The 16262-nt window shown below is 71.6% G+C and carries 15 protein-coding genes and 1 pseudogene; 6 read left to right on the forward strand and 10 right to left on the reverse strand.

Features of this window, described 5'->3' with window-relative positions; translation table 11 throughout:
- Nucleotides 1–118: 118 nt before the first annotated feature.
- Genes AB0J74_RS15280 through AB0J74_RS15295 form a run of 4 tightly spaced genes read right to left on the reverse strand, consistent with a single transcriptional unit; the run spans nt 119 to nt 3035 of the window.
- A complete protein-coding gene (locus tag AB0J74_RS15280; protein ID WP_363448338.1) occupies nt 119–592 on the reverse strand; it encodes a YbaK/EbsC family protein in 474 nt (157 codons plus the stop codon).
- Between the two features lie 10 nt (nt 593–602).
- Nucleotides 603–1355, reverse strand: a complete 753-nt coding sequence (locus AB0J74_RS15285) for a MerR family transcriptional regulator (protein ID WP_363448339.1) — start codon at nt 1353–1355, stop codon at nt 603–605.
- Nucleotides 1356–1361: 6 nt separating this feature from the next.
- Nucleotides 1362–2258: an EamA family transporter gene (locus tag AB0J74_RS15290; RefSeq protein WP_363448340.1), complete on the reverse strand. Its 897-nt coding sequence runs from the start codon at nt 2256–2258 to the stop codon at nt 1362–1364.
- A 9-nt stretch (nt 2259–2267) separates the two neighbouring features.
- Nucleotides 2268–3035 (reverse strand): GNAT family N-acetyltransferase, encoded by a 768-nt coding sequence (locus AB0J74_RS15295; protein ID WP_363448341.1) that lies wholly within the window; start codon nt 3033–3035, stop codon nt 2268–2270.
- A 58-nt stretch (nt 3036–3093) separates the two neighbouring features.
- Between AB0J74_RS15295 and AB0J74_RS15300 the strand changes: the two genes are divergently transcribed.
- Nucleotides 3094–3588: a septum formation family protein gene (locus AB0J74_RS15300; protein ID WP_363448342.1), complete on the forward strand. Its 495-nt coding sequence runs from the start codon at nt 3094–3096 to the stop codon at nt 3586–3588.
- On the opposite strand, the gene AB0J74_RS15305 is transcribed toward AB0J74_RS15300, so the two are convergent.
- Nucleotides 3578–4738, reverse strand: a complete 1161-nt coding sequence (locus tag AB0J74_RS15305) for an agmatinase family protein (RefSeq protein ID WP_363448343.1) — start codon at nt 4736–4738, stop codon at nt 3578–3580. The two genes, AB0J74_RS15300 and AB0J74_RS15305, sit on opposite strands and share 11 nt — an antisense overlap.
- Nucleotides 4739–4753: 15 nt before the next feature.
- Nucleotides 4754–5398: a hypothetical protein gene (locus AB0J74_RS15310; RefSeq protein ID WP_363448344.1), complete on the reverse strand. Its 645-nt coding sequence runs from the start codon at nt 5396–5398 to the stop codon at nt 4754–4756.
- Between the two features lie 139 nt (nt 5399–5537).
- Here AB0J74_RS15310 and AB0J74_RS15315 point away from each other — a divergent pair, with 139 nt between their 5' ends.
- From AB0J74_RS15315 to AB0J74_RS15325, 3 genes are all read left to right on the forward strand, one after another.
- The gene (locus tag AB0J74_RS15315) at nt 5538–6812 is read left to right on the forward strand and encodes an FAD/NAD(P)-binding protein (RefSeq protein WP_363448345.1); all 1275 of its coding nucleotides are present in this window, start codon (nt 5538–5540) and stop codon (nt 6810–6812) included.
- 139 nt (nt 6813–6951) lie between these two features.
- A complete protein-coding gene (locus AB0J74_RS15320; RefSeq protein WP_363448346.1) occupies nt 6952–8082 on the forward strand; it encodes a putative sulfate exporter family transporter in 1131 nt (376 codons plus the stop codon).
- Between the two features lie 6 nt (nt 8083–8088).
- Complete coding sequence (locus tag AB0J74_RS15325; RefSeq protein ID WP_363448347.1) at nt 8089–9288, forward strand: LLM class flavin-dependent oxidoreductase; 1200 nt, start codon at nt 8089–8091, stop codon at nt 9286–9288.
- Between the two features lie 55 nt (nt 9289–9343).
- Here the strand turns inward: AB0J74_RS15325 and AB0J74_RS15330 are convergent.
- The 4 genes and pseudogenes from AB0J74_RS15330 to AB0J74_RS15345 all read right to left on the reverse strand — a co-directional run.
- Nucleotides 9344–9673: pseudogene (locus AB0J74_RS15330) on the reverse strand (Rrf2 family transcriptional regulator); the annotation flags it as partial.
- Complete coding sequence (locus AB0J74_RS15335) at nt 9673–10542, reverse strand: ABC transporter permease (RefSeq protein WP_363448348.1); 870 nt, start codon at nt 10540–10542, stop codon at nt 9673–9675. The pseudogene AB0J74_RS15330 and the gene AB0J74_RS15335, both read right to left, overlap by 1 nt.
- Complete coding sequence (locus tag AB0J74_RS15340; protein WP_363448349.1) at nt 10532–11326, reverse strand: ABC transporter ATP-binding protein; 795 nt, start codon at nt 11324–11326, stop codon at nt 10532–10534. The genes AB0J74_RS15335 and AB0J74_RS15340 overlap by 11 nt, the downstream gene beginning before the upstream one ends.
- Complete coding sequence (locus AB0J74_RS15345) at nt 11323–12384, reverse strand: ABC transporter substrate-binding protein (RefSeq protein ID WP_363448350.1); 1062 nt, start codon at nt 12382–12384, stop codon at nt 11323–11325. Before AB0J74_RS15345 ends, AB0J74_RS15340 begins: the two co-directional genes overlap by 4 nt.
- Nucleotides 12385–12824: 440 nt before the next feature.
- Between AB0J74_RS15345 and AB0J74_RS15350 the strand changes: the two genes are divergently transcribed.
- Together AB0J74_RS15350 and AB0J74_RS15355 are read left to right on the forward strand one after the other, a co-directional pair.
- A complete protein-coding gene (locus AB0J74_RS15350; protein ID WP_363448351.1) occupies nt 12825–14804 on the forward strand; it encodes a DUF1800 domain-containing protein in 1980 nt (659 codons plus the stop codon).
- A 17-nt stretch (nt 14805–14821) separates the two neighbouring features.
- Complete coding sequence (locus AB0J74_RS15355; protein WP_363448352.1) at nt 14822–16189, forward strand: DUF1501 domain-containing protein; 1368 nt, start codon at nt 14822–14824, stop codon at nt 16187–16189.
- The last annotated feature ends 73 nt before the right edge of the window (nt 16190–16262 follow it).

Here is a 16262-nt window from a genome sequence, read left to right on the forward strand (position 1 = left end):
CGGCGCCCCGCAGAACGCTACCGGCCCCGGCGCCACACACGGAGCGGCGCGCGCCGATATGGGATGGACGCCTCCTCCGACCGTATCGCTTCCGCCTGAACTCTCCGGAAACGGTGGTTTATCGGTCGGTTTGTTCCGGATCGGAGACGTCCGAAATCCTCGCATCCAGCGCGCGCAGGGCGGTGTCGGCATCGACCGCGACGGCGACACCGTGCTCGCCCGCGCCCAGCGTGATCTCCCGCCCGGCCATCCGCTCGTCGGCGACCACGGGCCAGGAGACCAGCGAACCGAACGGGGTGATCGTGCCGCGCTCGTAGCCGGTCGCGTCGAAGGCGGTCGCCGCGTCGGGCATCGACAGCCGGCTCACCCCGAGCAGCGCGCGGAGCTTGGGCCAGGAGATCACCCGGTCGCCGGGGACCAGCACGAAGACGTAGTCGCCCTCGCCGCGCCGGACCACGATCGTCTTCACCACGTCGGGGATCTCCACCCCCCGGGCCGCCGCGGCCTCGGCGAGGCTGCGCACCGGGCCGTGGCTGACGACCCGGTGCGCGACTCCGGCGTTCTCCAGCGCTTCGACGGCGCGACCAGTCATGGGGCCAAGGTTATGACCTGGCCACCGCGTTGGCGTGGATCGCCTCGTTGAGGAAGCGGGCCAGGCCCGGCTTGATCTTCTCGTAGGTCGCCAGGAACCGCGGGTCGTCGACGTACATGTCGGCGAGCCCGGTGTGGATCTCGTAGGAGCACTCGTAGAACCAGCGGCTGATCTGCTGCCGGTGTTCTTCCGCGAGGTCCATCGCCGCCTCGCCGGTCGCCGGCTGCCCGGCGTCCATCACCGCGGCCAACCGGCGGCCCCAGTCGTCGCTCTCGGCGCGGAACCGCTGCCAGTCGGCCTTGCCGTAGCGGCTGGTCCGGCGCTGCGACTCGGCGTACGCGTCGGTCCCGCCCCACCTCTGTTCGGCTTCTTCCGCGTGCCTGTCCGGATCGTCGTCGCCGAAGACCTCGAACCGTTCCTCCGGCGTCAGGTCGACACCCACCTTCTGTGCCTCCATTGCGAACTCGATGGCGGTCACCATCTCGGCCAACTTCTTGATCCGCTCGGTCAGCAACCGGTGCTGCCGGCGGAAGTGTTCCCGCGGATCGGCGGTGTCGAGCAGCGTCGCGATCTCGTCGAGGCCGAAGCCCAACTCGCGGTAGAAGCGGATCTGCTGCAACCGCTCCAGATCGGCGTCGGTGTAGATCCGATAGCCCGCCGACGTGCGCTCACTCGGCACCAGCAACCCGATCTCGTCGTAGTGGTGCAGCGTGCGCACCGTGACCCCGGCCAGCGCCGCGACCCGGCTCACCGGGTAGCTCATGGCCACTCACCCCCTTTCCGCCGTCCACGAAACACCCTGCCGTGGCGTGAGGGTCAAGCGCCTGCTCCGCGTCGCCGCCACACCGGCGAGACAGAGCAGGCCGCCGCCGAGGGCGAGCGCCGCCGGCACCTCACCGAGCAGCGACCAGGCCAGCAGCACCACCACCGGTGGTACGAGATACGTCGTCGCGCCCAACCTGCCGGCGCCGGTCCTCGCCAGCGCGTACGCCCAGGTGGTGAACGCCAGCGCGGTCGGCCCGGCGCCGAGGTAGACGAGCCAGCCCGCGGCGCCCGGATGCGCGGCGACATCGGTGACCAGCTGACCGGCGAACGGCAGGCAGGCGACGGTGCCGACCAGGGTGGCCAGGAATGTGACCGGCAAGGCGTCGGCCCGTGCCAGCAGCGGCTTCTGCGCGATCACCCCGACCGCGTAGCCGGCGGCGGCGACCAGGCAGAGCGCGACGCCCCACGGGTCGGCCCGGGCGTCGCCGGCCGCCGCGACGCCGATCAGCACCGTGCCGGCGAACGCGGTGGCCAACCCGAGCAGCAGCCGCCGCGGGAAACCCTCGCCCAGGAACAGCCCGGCCAAGGCGGCGATCAGCACCGGACCGAGGTTGACGACCATGGCCGCGGTGCCGGCGTCGACCCGCCGCTCGGCGGCGTTGAGGGCGACGTTGTAGACGCCGAGCCAGGCGACGCCGCAGAGCACCAGGCGGGGCCAGGCGCGCCGGTCCGGCCAGCGCGGGCGGCGGACGGCGACCAGAACGCCGAGCACGGCCGCGGCGACCAGCAGGCGGCCGAGCGCGAGCGCTCCGGGGCGCACGTCGGCGCCGACGTGCCGGATGGCGACGAAGGCCGAAGCCCAGAGCAGGACGGTGGTGGCGATGGCGGCAACGGTTTTCACGCCGCCACGCTAGGTGCGGGACCCTTCGGCGCCGGTCGAAACGTAAGTGGCCTCCTCGTAGTCGCCGACCATGGTGAAACCGATCCGCTCGTAGGCGGCGATCGCGGCGGCGTTGTCGGCCTTGACGTTGAGCGTGACCACGTCGGTGGTCTCCCGCAGCCGCAGGCAGAGCGCGGCGGTGACCCGCTGGGCCAGGCCCCGGCCGCGGTGCGCCGGGTGGGTGGTGACGTTGCCGATCGCGCTGACCCGGTAGGCCGGCGACCAGACGTGCACGCCGGCGACGGCGACGATCCGGCCGGCGCGGCGGACACCGACGTACTGGCCCGTCTCCAGCATCCGGTGGTCGAACCAGTTGCCGGGGTAGGCCTCGGCGTAGAGGCGGTTCAACTCGTCGAGGTCGGCGGTGCCGAGCGGCTCGCCCTCGGCCGGTCCGGCGACGTCGCCGAGGGCCATCTTGTGGTGCGGCCCGCCGAAGCTCCGGGTGTACGCCGGTGCGAGCGCGGCGCCGGCGCCCGGGGACAGGTGGGCGTAGAAGACCCGCGGCAGCAGCGGGGTGAGCCGGGTCAGCAGCGCGTGCAGCGGCTCCTCCGGGCCGAACGCCAGCAGCGTCGGCGTGGGCAGGCCGTGGTAGACCAGCGCGACCGTGTCACCCAGGCGGTACCAGGTCGTGTAGGGCCAGAAGAAGTCGTCCAGGTCGCCCAGTTCGTACGCGTGCAGAGCGGCGTCCTTGCGGAGCAACGCGGCAAGCTCGGCCCGGTCGTGGACGCTGCGCAACATGGCCGCGATCGTGTCACAGGGTTCGCCCGGCCCGGCCCGCGGTGCTAGTTTCCCGCGCGTGGATTCGGCCCAGTCGTCCCCGCCCACCCGGGCGCGTGGCCTGCTCGTCTTCGGCGTGCTGTTCGGGGTGGTGATCGTGGTCGCGGCGGTGGTCGGCGCCGCGGTGGCGCTCGGCGGCGCGGGCGGCCCGTCGTCCGGCGGCGAGGTGCCGGCGGCCAAGCTCGCGGTCGGCCACTGCGTCGACGACCTGCGCGAGAGCGACGACCTCGAAGGGCTGCCGGTGCTGCCGTGCGAGCAGCCGCACGAGGGCGAGGTCTTCGCGATCTTCGAGCTGCCGGCCGGGCCCTACCCGGGCGACGCGGAACTCGGGAAGCAGGCCCAGCAGGAGTGCCTGAAGCAGTTCGAGAACTACGCGCCGTCGTCGCTGGCCGACGACAAGGTCGAACTGTTCTACCTGCACCCGAGCCAGCTCTCCTGGACCAGCGGCGACCGGGGCGTGACCTGCGTGGCCACCGACCCGACGACCAGGCGCACCGGCTCGCTCAAGGGCTGACCCGCGGCCCCCAGGCATGCCGGTCGGTGGCGGCGGCGCGCCGGCCGAGCAGACCCTCGCGCACCAGCACGGCGAGCGCGTCCAGCACCACCCGGGAGCTGAGCAGCGCGGTCTGCTCGGCCCAGTCGTAGGGCGGCGCGCACTCGACCACCTCGATGCCGGCGAGCCCCGGCGCGGCGACCCGGCGGACCAGGTTGAGCGCCTCGCGGGGCAGCAGCCCGCCGGGCTCGGGCCAGCCGGTGCCGGGCACGAACCCGGCGTCGATCACGTCGATGTCGAACGACAGGTAGACCGCTTTGGCGCCCTTCCAGGCCGTCTCCAGGGCCACCTCGGCGACCTTCTCGATGCCGACCCGCTCGACGTCGCCGACCGTGATGACGGTCGTGCCGCGCTCCCGGCCGACCTTGACGCCGGCCCGCGGCGACTGCCAGCCGCCGATGCCGACCTGCACCAGGTTGGTCGCCGGTGCGTTCGCGAGGTTGGTGGCGTGGAACCACGGCGTCGTGTGCATGCGCTCGTCCAGGTCGGTCTCCTGGGTGTCGACATGCCGGTCGAAGTGGATGATGCCGATGTCGCCGTCGACGTGTGGCGCGATGCCGCGGATGGTCGGGTAGCCGATCGAGTGGTCGCCGCCCAGCACGACCGGGAACACGCCGCGGGCGTACACGTGGGAGATCGCCTGGCTGATCTGGTCGAACGACTTCTCCAGGTTGCCGGGGATGGTGAACACGTCGCCGATGTCGACCATGTTGAGCTGCTCGCGCAGGTCGACGCCGAGTTCGTAGCAGTAGGTGCCGAACAGGTTGGTCGAGCGGCGGATCCCCTGCGGGCCGAACCGCGCGCCGGGCCGGTACGTCGCGCCCGAGTCCAGCGGCGCTCCGAAGACGGCGACCTCGGCGTCGGCGACGGCGTTGACGTCTTCGAGGTAGGGGCAGTTGAGGAACGTGCCGCGCTCGCCGGCGAAGTGCGGCAACTCGCCGCGGGAGAAGGTCGGGATGGTCCGGTCGACCAGTGTTGGCGAGCCGGGCAGGCCGAACGCCAGGCCGCGCGCGATCTCCTCGTCGTGCCGGAACAGCGACAGCCGCTCCTCGGCCAGCTGGGCCCAGCGGCCTTCCTGGGTAGCGAAGGCGTCGCTGTGCGAGTGGTCCATTTACCCATTTTTGCGCTAAACCGTGAGCACGACCGCCGCCGCGCCGGACCCGATCAGCGCCACCGCCCAGACCAGGTCGAGGTTGACCCAGGCCCGGCGCAGCACCTCGAGGCCGAGCACCCGGTAGACCAGCAGGCCGATCACCCCGGCCACCGCGACCATCGCGACCGTGTGCACGGCCGTCGCGGTCAGGCCCTGCCAGAGCAGCGCCGACGGGTCTGACGGCCCGTGCAGGGCGTGGTCCTGGTGCACGCCCGGCGGGGGATTGGCGACCAGCACGGGCACGAGCATCAGCCCGGCACCGTGCACGGACGACATCAGGAACGACCACCCGGTGAGTTGCCACGGCGTCAGCCGCATGCCGGACCAGGTGAAGTGCCGCCGGGACAGGGCACGCCACAGTCCGAAGCCGACCATCACCAGGCCGCCGGCGATGGCCACCAGCCGGGTCGCCAGCACCGACCGCAGACCCTCGATCAGCCCGGCGACGGCGAGCACCGACAGCGCGTGGCCGGCGGCGATCGGCACCAGGGCACGGAGCAGTGCGATCGCCGACCGCTCCTGGAGCCCGATGGCCACCGCGAACAGCCACCCCATGCCGGGATTGAGGCCGTGGAACGCGCCGAGACCGGCGAGGGTCGCGATTGCCAGCCAACTCACGCGAAGCAGTATGACGACGCGTCGCCGCCCTGCGGCCCGGTCCGGTCGGGTCGGCTTCCGCGGCGGCATCACGGCACTCCTTGCCAGCCGCCGGGGATAACCTACAATACCTATAGGACTTGAAGGGCGGCGATTCGCGATGGACCCGACCGTGATCATCGGCGGAGGCCCGGCCGGGGCTCTCGCGGCGCTGGCCGTCACCCGCCATGGTGGACGCGAGGTGGTCGTGGTCGACCCCTCGGCCGCGCTGGGCCGCGGGTCGGCGTATGCCACCCGCGAGCCGCTGCACCTGCTCAACTCGAGGGCCGGGACGATGTCGGCGCACCCATCGGATCCCGGCGACTTCGCCGCCTGGGCCCGATGTCGCGACGACGCGTTCCTGCCGCGCGGGGTGTTCGGCGACTACCTCGCCGACCGCGTCGGGTCGGTCCCGGCAGTGGCGCGACACGCCCTGCGGGTGCGGCCGGCGGGCGGTCGGTGGGCGGTCGACCTCAGCGACGGCGCGGTGGTGCGGGCATCCGACGTGCTCATCGCCGTCGGCCCGGCGCCGCCGGTCTACCCGTCGGCCGCGTCGGTGGGGGTACGCGGCGCACCCGGCTACGTCGCGGTGCCCTGGACGCCCGGCGCGTTGGACCGGATCCGCCCGACCGACCGGGTGCTGCTGCTCGGCACCGGCCTGACCGCGGTCGACGTGGTGCTCTCCCTGCTCGCGCGCGGCCATCGCGGCCCGATCGTGGCGGTGTCCCGGCACGGCCTGCTGCCCCGGGCGCACGCCGACCTGCCAACGCCCGTCGCCCCGTCGGGGATCGACGCGACCGGTCTGCGCGAGTTGCTCCGGGTGCTGCGGGCCAGCGCCGACTGGCGGGCCACGGTCGACGCCCTGCGCCCGCGCGCCGACCAGGTCTGGTCCGGCCTGACCCTCGACGAGCAGCGGCGTTTCCTGCGCCACCTGGCGCGCTACTGGGAGGTGCACCGGCACCGCTGCGCACCCGCGGTCGCGGCTGCCGTCGCCGCGGCGCGGTCCTCGGGCGCGCTGACCGTGGCCGCGACCCGGGTGGCCGCGATCCGCACCGCGCCCCGCGGCTTCGACGTGACCCTGACCGGTCGCTCCACGGCATTCGACGCGGTGGTCAACTGCACCGGACCGGGCCACCCGGCGGGCATCCCGCTGGTGCGCTCCCTGGTGGCGGACGGCCTGGCCCGGGCCGACCCGCTGGCGCTGGGCATCGACGTCGACCCGGCCGGCCGCCCGGTGGCCCGCGACGGCCGCCCGACCGAGGGCCTCTACGTGCTGGGCAGCCTCCGCCGTGGCCGCTGGTGGGAAACCACGGCCATCCCCGAGATCCGCGCACAGGCCTACGCCGTCGCGAGCCGGGCTGTCGAGGGATTGCCTCAGGCATCGATCCATCGTTAACCTATCAATCCGATAGGAGAAGAGGGAGAGATGTCATGAGTAGACCCACCCGCCTCAGCGAGGACTGGGCGGCGACCGTCGTCGGATTGGTGCTGCTGGTCCTGATCCTGACCGGCGTGATCAGCCAGGGGATTCTGCAGTGACCACCGTCAACGAGACCGAGGCGCTGGCCCCGGTCGAGACGCGGGAGCGCGACGTCAACTGGGCATGGGTGGGTGCCGGCCTGGTGCTGGTGCTCGCGCTCGCCTGGTTGACCCGATACCTCGACAAGAACGTGTCCGTCTGGCTGGCCGACACGAGCCTGCGGCGGGTCGCGAAGGCGGTCGAGTACCCGGTCTACGCGATCGCGATCGGCCTGCTCGGCAACGCCGTGCTGAGTCTGACCGGCGTCCGCGACCGGTTGGCGCTCGCCTTCCGCACCGAGTTCTTCATCAAGACCGGCCTGGTCCTGCTCGGCGTCTCGATCAACCTGTCGCTGCTGGTGACCGCGGCCGGCCCGGCCATCGTCCAGGCGCTGCTACTGATCTCCGGCGTCTTCCTGTTCACCTGGTGGCTCGGCGGGCGGCTCGGCCTCGACGACAAGCTCCGGGCGCTGCTCGCCTCCGCGGTCTCGATCTGCGGTGTCAGCGCGGCGATCGCGGCGGCCGGCGCGGTGCGGGCCCGGCGCGAGCAACTCGCGTACGCCGCGAGTCTGGTGATCCTGTTCGCCCTGCCCTCGATCTTCCTGCTGCCCTGGCTGGCCGACGTGTTCGGGCTCTCCGACGCGGTGGCCGGCGCCTGGATCGGCGGCAACATCGACACCACCGCGGCGGTCACCGCGGCCGGCACGCTGGCCGGTGAGGACGCGCTGAAGATCGCCACGATCGTCAAGGTCACCCAGAACGCGCTGATCGGCATCGTGGCCGTCGCGCTGACCGCCTGGTTCGCGTTCAAGGTGGAGCGCACCGCCGAGGCCGCCCGCCCCGGCGCGATCGAACTCTGGCGCCGGTTCCCCAAGTTCGTGCTGGGGTTCGTGGCCGCGTCGGTGATCGGCACCTGGTTCGCCAACTCGGTCAGCGCCGCCGACAACACCGCCGCCCAAGCGGTCGCGACCAATTTCCGCACCTGGTTCCTGATCCTGGCCTTCGTCAGCATCGGGCTCGAGTTCCGGCTGACCGCACTGCGCGAGGCCGGTTGGCGGCCGATCGCGGTCTTCGCCAGCGCGACCGTCGTCAACATCGGCCTGGCCCTCGCCCTGGCCGCCCTCCTGTTCGCCGACTTCACCGGCTGAGGGCCGATGCGCTTCCACTGGTTCCTGCCCACCACCGGCGACGGCCACCAGGTGCGTCCCGCGACGACCACGACCGGGGCCGACCCCGGTCGTGGCCCGGCCCGGCCGGCCACGATCGGCTATCTGACCCAGGTCGCCCGCGCCGCCGAGGAGAGCGGGTTCGGTGCCCTGCTCACCCCGGTCGGCGCCGGGTGCCCCGATCCGCTCGTCGTCTGCACCGCCGTCGCGCAGCACACCGAGCGGATCAGCCTGCTGGTCGCGTTCCGCGCCGGCTTCGCGCTGCCGACCCTGTTCGCGCAGCAGACCCAAACGTTCCAGGAGCTCACCGGCGGGCGGCTGCTGCTCAACGTCGTCACCGGCGGGGACCCCCGGGAACAGCGGGGGTACGGCGACTTCCTCGACCACGACCAGCGCTACGCCCGCACCGCCGAATATCTGGACGTGCTGCGCGGGTGCTGGGCCGGCGCGCCGTTCGACTTCATCGGCGACCACTACCGGGTCGAGGCTGGCGGTCTGGCCACGCCGTTGGCCGACCCGCCGGCGATCTACTTCGGCGGCGCGTCACCCGCGGCAGAGGCGGTCGCCGCCGCGCACGCCGACGTCTACCTGATGTGGGGCGAGCCACCGGCCGCGATCGCCGAGCGCGCGGCGCGGATCAGGGCCGCGACAACCCGCGACCTACGGCTAGGAATCCGGTTGCACGTGATCGCCCGGGAGACGGCCGAGGAGGCGTGGTGCGAGGCCGACCGCCTGCTGGCGGGAATGCGACCGGAGCAGATCGCCGCCGCGCAGGCCCGCTTCGCCCGGATGGACTCGGTCGGGCAGGCGCGGATGGCGGCCCTCCACAACGGACGGTCGGCCGACCTGGAGATCGCACCCAACCTGTGGGCCGGCGTCGGCCTGGTCCGTGAGGGTGCCGGCACCGCGTTGGTGGGCAGCTACGCCGACGTCGAGGAGCGGATCCGCGAGTACGCCGCCCTCGGCATCGACGAGTTCATCCTGTCGGGCTGGCCGCACCTGGAGGAGGCCTACCGGGTGGGTGAGTTCCTGCTGCCCCGGCTGGCCGGGGACCCGCGGGCCGACCGGTCGGGCCAGCAGCAGGCGGACCAGGCGGACCAGGCGGACCAGGCAGACCAAGCGGACCGGCCGGACCGGCCGGGTCGGTCGGGTCGGTCGGGTCGGTCGGGTCGGTCGGTGCCGGCCTGAGCAGGTCGGCGAGCGTGGTCCGGTCGACGATGTCGGCGATCCGGTCGTGCACCGCCAGCCAGACCTCGCGCAGCCCGGCAGCCGCCGGCGGATAGCCGGCCGTCTCGGTGGGCAGGCCGCGCACCGTGGTCAGCGCGCCGTTCACCGCGCGGACCACGTCGCCGACCGAGATGTCGGCGGCGGGACGGGTCAGCGCGTACCCGCCCTCGCCGCCGCGCTGGCCGTGCAGCAGGCCGGCCCGGCGCAGGTCGACCAGGATGCTCTGGAGGAACGCCGGGGGCATCTGCTGCGCCCGGGCCAGCGCGGCCGCGGTGACCCGGCCCGGTGCGTCGGCCACCGCGAGCATCGCGCGCAGCGCGTAGTCGGTGCGGGCGGAGACCTGCATCAGTCACGGTCCAGCAGACCCCAGCGACGCCGGATCGCATGGTCGGCCTTGGTGAACAGCAGGTCCACGAGGAGGCCGAGGATCAGGATGACGATCATCACGCTGATCACCCGGGGCGCGTCCGAGAGTTCGCGGGCGTAGGTCAACTGCACGCCGATCGACGTCGATTTGGCGATGATGACGAGCAGTTCGCCGGCCATCAGGCTGCGCCAGGCGAACGCCCAGCCCTGTTTGAGCCCGGCGACGATGGCCGGCAGCGCGGCCGGCGCGATGACGTAGCGGTAGAGGCTGAAACCGCGGGCACCCAGGTTGCGGCCGGCCCGCACCAGCAGGGGCGGCACGTAGTCGACGCCGTGGATCACCCCGTTGGCGATCGACGGCGCGGCGCCGAGCACCACGACGAAGAAGATCGCCTGCTCGTTGAGCTGGAAGAGCAGGATCGCCAACGGGAACCAGGCGATCGACGGCATGGTCTGCAGCGCGGTGATCATCGAACCGAGCGCGGCCCGGAGCACCTTGATCCGCGCGACCGCCGAGCCGAGGAGCAGCCCGACGACGACCGCGGCCCCGAAGCCGTAGGCGGCGCGCCGCAAGGTGATCAGCAGGCCTTCCCAGAGCGCCGAGGTGCCGGCCCACGACCAGAGGTCCTGCGCGACCGTGAGCGGGGCCGGAAGCGCGTACTCCGGCTTCCACTCGGCCCAGACGAGCACCTGCCAGATCGCCACCACGAAGGCCAGCGCGGTCAGCTTCGGCCAGGTCAGCGACCAGATCCGCGAGGCCCGGCCGGGCAACTTCTGTTGGCTGGCGTTCTCCAGTGCGTCGAGACCGGAGATGGTCTCGTTCTGGGCGACCAGATTGTCAGTGGCCATGGCGTCCCACCTCCGCGCGGAGCCGGTCGGTCACCTCGGCGGCGACGGTCGCGACTTCGGTCGAGTCGATCCGGCGCGGGCGGGCGATGTCGACCCGGGTCTCGTAGATGACCCGCCCGGGCCGGCTGGAGAGCAGCACGATGCGGTCGGAGAGCCGGGCCGCCTCGCGCACGTTGTGTGTCACGAACAGCACCGTCAACGGCCGACCCGTGGCGTTGCGGGTGGTCCACAACCGTTCGAGTTCGTCGTGCAGAACGTCGCGGGTCATCGCGTCGAGCGCACCGAACGGTTCGTCCATCAACAGCACCGGCGTGTCCAACGCGAGCGTGCGGGCCAGTGCGACCCGCTGACGCATGCCGCCGGAGAGCTCGTGCGGCCGGCGGTGGCCGAAGTCGCGCAGGTGCACCGTGTCGAGCAACTCGGCCACCCGGGCCTTGCGCTCCGCGCTCGCCAGGCCGCGCAGCTTGAGCGGCACCTCGACGTTGGCGCCGACGGTCAGCCAGGGGAACAGCGCCGGTTCCTGGAACATCAGGCCGGGCCGGGCGTCGCCGGCCACCCGGATGCCACCGCCGCTGACCGTGTCGAGCCCGGCTACGAGGTTGAGCAGCGTGCTCTTGCCGCACCCGGAGGCGCCGACGAGACAGACGAACTCGCCGGGGGCCACGTCGAGGGAGACCCGGTCGAGCGCCACGACGGCGTCCGCGCCCCGCCCGTACACCTTGGTCACGCCCGAGAGCGCGACCGCGGCGGTCGCGCTCTCGGGAGTGGTGGTCGTGCTCGTCACGGGAGTGGAACTTCGGTCTGGCCCTCGGCCTTGAGGGCTTCGTTGAGATAGGTCAGGTCGTAGAGACCCGCCAGGTCGACGGGCTCGGTGAGGCCGACGGCGACGGCGTGGTCGAGCCCGGTCTTGAGCGACGACGCGATCGGGTCGTCGGTGAACTCCAGGGTCGGCCAGGCCTGCTTGATCAGCTTGAGGTCCAGCGGCTTACCGGTGACCTTGCCGATGTGGTCGGAGATGGCCTGTTGCGCCTCGTCCGGCTTCTGGTTGACGAAGTCGTTGGCCGCGACCTGACCCGCGACCAGGTTCTTCACGACGTCCGGGTGCTCCTTGAGGAACTTCGTGCTGACGATCAGGTTGGTGATCACGAATTTGCCGCCCGGCCACAGGTCGCGCTCGTCGACCAGCACCTTGCCGCCGGCGTTGACGAGCTGCGAGACGAACGGCTCGGGCACCCAGGCGCCGTCGATCGCGCCGCTGCGGAATGTCTCCAGCGTCTGGGAGTTGGCCTGCGGCACGATGTTGACGTCACCGCCGCCCTCCTTGGTCGTGGTCAGTCCCTTCTCCTTGAGCCAGTAGCGCACCGCCACGTCCTGGGTGTTGCCGAGCTGCGGCGTGGCGATCTTCTTGCCACGCAGGCCCTCGACGGAGGTGATCTCCGGTTTGACGACGAGCGCGACGCCGCCGGACGCGGCGCCGGAAACCACGCGGACGGCCTCGCCCTTCGACTTGGAGTGCGCGTTGACCGTCGGGTTCGGACCGATGTATGTGGCGTCGAGTGCGCCGGAGAAGATCGCTTCGACCGCCTCGGGGCCGGCGTTGAACGTCTTGGTCTCCAGCTTGACGCCGGCGCCGAGCTTCTCGGCGAAGATGCCCTTCTCCACGCCGACGATCGCCGGCGCGTGGGTGATGTTCGGGAAGTAGCCGAGCCGCAGCGTCACCGGCTTGCCGGCCGAGGCGCCGTCGTCACCGCTGCCGCAAGCGGCGGCGGTCCCGAGCGTCGCGGCGGCCACGATCGCGACGGTGGCCAGCGGGCCGAGCCGGTGCAGGGGGAGACGTCTCATCGCGCCATCCAATCCATTGTTTTCCTACTTGTTTGATAGGAAGAATGGGGTACGGCGCGGGCGGCGTCAAGGTGACGTCCAGCATCCGAGAGGGATCGACGGCGGAGAGTTATTTGCTGTACGGCATTGTTAGCGCTTAGCCGGTCCTTAAGTTTTCCTGTGCCGGTTGCTTAGGCCCGTGGCCTGCCCGCCTGCCCGGTCGGGCCGGCGCGACCGGGGCGGCACACATCGAGGCAGCGTGCTGCCCTTGCCGCCGCCGCCGGCCGCCAGTTGATACACCAAGCCGGCCTTAAGTCGCCCGATCCGGGCCGCGAAGGCTGCCCTTGAGCAGGTCAGCGGGCGTGCCTTAGCTTCCGTGACGACCCTCGACATCAACCGCCGTCGAGGTCGGCCGCGGCAGCGGCCGGCAGCGGCGCACTCGCGAGAACCGGGATCCGCACATGGCCAACCGGAACGTGCCGCCACAATGGCCGGGCGACGACGGCCGCTGGGACAGCCGACCGCACCCCACCACGGACAGGTACCGTGAGCGGCCGGTGCAGCAGCGCGGCCCGCGCTGGGTTGGCCCCGACGGCGGTGTCGACATCGACTCGGTCGCCGGCCTGCCGGAGATCTACGACGTCGACGAAGAGGACGAGGGCCCAGACAAGGGGCGCCGCCGGGCGTTGATCGCCCTCGGCGGCGCGGTCGCGGCCGTCGCCGGTGGCGCCGCCCTCACGTTCACCTCGCAGGGCCGCGACCTGCTCGACAAGCTGACCGGCAAGGACGGCGTCGACACCACGGCCGCGGAGCTCAACAACGCGATCTCCAACGCGCCGGCACAGCAGCAGCCCAGCACGGTGCGCACCTACACCGAGCAGAACGAGTCCTACATGGGCTCCCGGGCCGGCAACGAGTTGCGCAAGAACATGCCCATCACCGGCAAGCTCTACCCGACGCCGAGCGCAGCCGCGGCCAACACCAAGGTGACGGTCAAGACGGTCCTCGCCAAGGACCCGATCCGGCACCTGGCCAGCCGGGCCACGTTCGGCCCCACCCCCAAGGTGCTCGGTGACATCCGCCGGATGGGCATCGACGAGTGGCTCCGGATCCAGTTGCAGCCGGAGAAGGTCGCGCCGACCGCCGGCGAGCTCAAGCTGGCCGAGCTGAGCACGCTGAAGATGGACATCCCGCAGTTGCGCGCGGCCCGCGAGGCCAACAACCAGAAGGGCATCCAGGCCGACCAGGAGGTCATCGACGCCGCGGTGGGTCGGATGATCTTCTCGGAGCGCCAGCTCTTCGAGGTCATGGTCGACTTCTGGAACGACTTCCTGCACGTCGGCCCGTTCTTCGACGGGTCCGACACGGTGCGGTCGAGCTTCGACCGGGACGTGATCCGCAAGCACGCGCTCGGCCGCTACCCCGAGATGCTGGTCGCCGCCAACCGCCACCCGGCGCTGCTGATCTACCTCAACCAGAACCAGTCGTCGAAGGACAACGTCAACGAGAACCTGGCCCGGGAGAACCTGGAGCTCTACTCGGTCGGCGTCGACGGCGGCTACACCGAGAAAGACGTCAAGCAGGCCGCGCTCCTGCAGACCGGTCGCGGCGTACGCGACGACCAGTACGTGTACCAGCCCGAGCGGCACCACGTCGGGCCCATCAAGATCATGGGGTTCAGCCACCCGAACGCGACCGCCGAGGGCGGCGAGGCGGCCAGTGACGCCTACTTCCGCTTCCTCGGCACGCACCCGTCGACCGCCCGCTACGTCGCGATGAACCTGGCCACCCGGTTCGTCTCGGACACCCCGCCGAAGTCGCTGATCGACCGGCTGGCCAAGACCTACCTGGCCAACGCCGGTGCGATCAAGCCGACGCTGATGACCCTCTTCTGCTCCTCGGAGTTCTGGGCGTCGGTGGGCCAGAAGGTACGCCGCCCGATGGAGTACCTGACCGCCACCTACCGCACCCTCGGCGTCGGGCCCACGCCGAGCCCGGGTTTCCAGCAGGGCAACCCGAACCGGACGCCGTTCGCCGAGGGCCTGCGGCAGATCCGCAACAAGATGGAGGAACTCGGCCAGTTCCCGACCGGCCAGGCGACGCCCAACGGCTATCCCGACATCTTCGTCGCGTGGACCTCGGCCGGCACGATGATCAACGGCTGGAACGAGGCGCTCGACATCGTCAACGGCAACCGCCGGATGTTCTCCTACCTCAAGCCGGAGCAGTTCGCCGGCTCGAAGCCGCCGGCCACCGCCGGTGCCTACGTCGACGCCCTGGCCAAGCGCCTGGTGCACCAGACGCTGAGCGCCAAGGAGAAGGCGGCCATCCTCGGTATCGCCGGCGTGAGCGCCAACACCAAGGTCGACGCGTCGTTCAACGGTGCGCTGACCTCCGTCGTGCGGGCGCTGCTCGCATCCCCGCAGCACCACCTCCGGTGAGTCCCTTGGAGAGCAGCGTGTCACCATTCCCGATCCACCCCGACTGCCCCGACGTGGCGCGGCTGGCCGACAACCCGTTCGACGCCGCGCTGCGCGCCGAGGCGATGGCGGTCGAGGCCGAGAACGCGGCCGAGCGCGACCGCCTCAACCGGCTCAACGAACTCGAGGAGGCACAGCAGGACGGCCGCGGTGTGACCCGCCGGACGTTCGTCACCGGTGCCGCCGCGACCGCGACCGCGCTGGCCACCACGCAGTTCATCTCGACCCGGGCGTCGTTCGCGGCGACGAAGACCGGCACGCTCATCCACGTGTTCCTCTTCGGCGGGCTCGACGGCCTGGCCATGGTCGCGCCGGCCGACGACCCGGTGCTGGCCAAGGTGCGCCCCGACCAGCTGATCCCGGAGAACGGCGGCATCGCGCTGCAGCGCGGCTTCCGGCTCAGCGGCTCGTTCGCGCCGCTGCGCAAGTACCTGGCCGCCGGGCAGCTCGGCTTCGTGCCGGCGGTGACCGACCCGCGGCTGTCGCTGAGCCACTTCCAGGCGGCCGACGCGTGCAACCTCGGCGGCCTGCCGGGGGAGACCGGCGGCCGCGGCTGGCTGGACAGCCTGGTCGACGCGCTCGGCCCAGGCACCGCGTTCCGCAGCGTCGGCATCGGCAACACGCTGCCCCGCTCGCTGGTCGGCAACAACGGCGCCATCGCGCTCAACAGCGTCGGCTCCTTCAACCTCAACGGCGATCAGCGGCTCAAGGCGGGCACCGCCAAGGCCATCAAGACCCTGTTCACCGGCATCAACCACCCGGTGCAGGACTCGGTGCAGGAAGGGCTCGCGGCGCTGAGCCTGGCGCAGAAGCTGTCGGCCGACGGATACAAGCCCGCGGCCGGCGTGGAATACCAGGGGATCGGTTTCGCCTTCCAGCAGCTCGCCCACCTGATCAAGGGTGGCGCCAACGTCCGCGTGGCGACCATCGGGATGGGCGGCTGGGATACCCACGAGCAGCAGGGCACCCAGGGCGGCTACGTCTTCAACCACATGGGTGAGCTGGCCAAGGCGATGGCCGACTTCTTCGACGACCTGGGTCCGGCCGCCGCCGACGTGACCGTGATGGTGTCCAGCGAGTTCGGTCGCCGGGTCAGCCAGAACGGCAGCGGCACCGACCACGGGCACGGTGGCGTGATCGCGCTGCTGTCCGGCAAGAAGCTCGCGGGCAACCTGCTGGGCCGCTGGGACGGGCTGGAGAAGCTCGACGGTGGAAACGTCCCGGAGTACAACAACATGTTCAACGTCTACGGCGCCGTCGCACAGGGCAGGTTCGGTCTATCCAATGCCGAGGTGGACAAGATCTTCCCCCGACAGAAGTACGCCCCGGTGAAGCTCTTTGCGTGAGTACCCCACGGGCGTCGTAGTTGCGGGCCACCCGGGGGGGGGGGGGGCCCCCCCCCCCGGCCCACGGCGGGCC

The sequence above is a fragment of the Asanoa sp. NPDC049573 genome (assembly GCF_040676615.1).
In the GTDB taxonomy this organism is placed as follows: Bacteria; Actinomycetota; Actinomycetes; order Mycobacteriales; family Micromonosporaceae; genus Asanoa.

Bases quoted from the DNA above. Each gene is read 5' to 3' on its own strand.
- AB0J74_RS15280 (WP_363448338.1), bottom strand. From the start codon at position 592: ATGACTGGTCGCGCCGTCGAAGCGCTGGAGAACGCCGGAGTCGCGCAC.
- AB0J74_RS15285 (WP_363448339.1), bottom strand. From the start codon at position 1,355: ATGAGCTACCCGGTGAGCCGGGTCGCGGCGCTGGCCGGGGTCACGGTG.
- AB0J74_RS15295 (WP_363448341.1), bottom strand. From the start codon at position 3,035: ATGTTGCGCAGCGTCCACGACCGGGCCGAGCTTGCCGCGTTGCTCCGC.
- AB0J74_RS15305 (WP_363448343.1), bottom strand. From the start codon at position 4,738: ATGGACCACTCGCACAGCGACGCCTTCGCTACCCAGGAAGGCCGCTGG.
- AB0J74_RS15315 (WP_363448345.1), top strand. From the start codon at position 5,538: ATGGACCCGACCGTGATCATCGGCGGAGGCCCGGCCGGGGCTCTCGCG.
- AB0J74_RS15325 (WP_363448347.1), top strand. From the start codon at position 8,089: ATGCGCTTCCACTGGTTCCTGCCCACCACCGGCGACGGCCACCAGGTG.
- AB0J74_RS15335 (WP_363448348.1), bottom strand. From the start codon at position 10,542: ATGGCCACTGACAATCTGGTCGCCCAGAACGAGACCATCTCCGGTCTC.
- AB0J74_RS15345 (WP_363448350.1), bottom strand. From the start codon at position 12,384: ATGAGACGTCTCCCCCTGCACCGGCTCGGCCCGCTGGCCACCGTCGCG.
- AB0J74_RS15350 (WP_363448351.1), top strand. From the start codon at position 12,825: ATGGCCAACCGGAACGTGCCGCCACAATGGCCGGGCGACGACGGCCGC.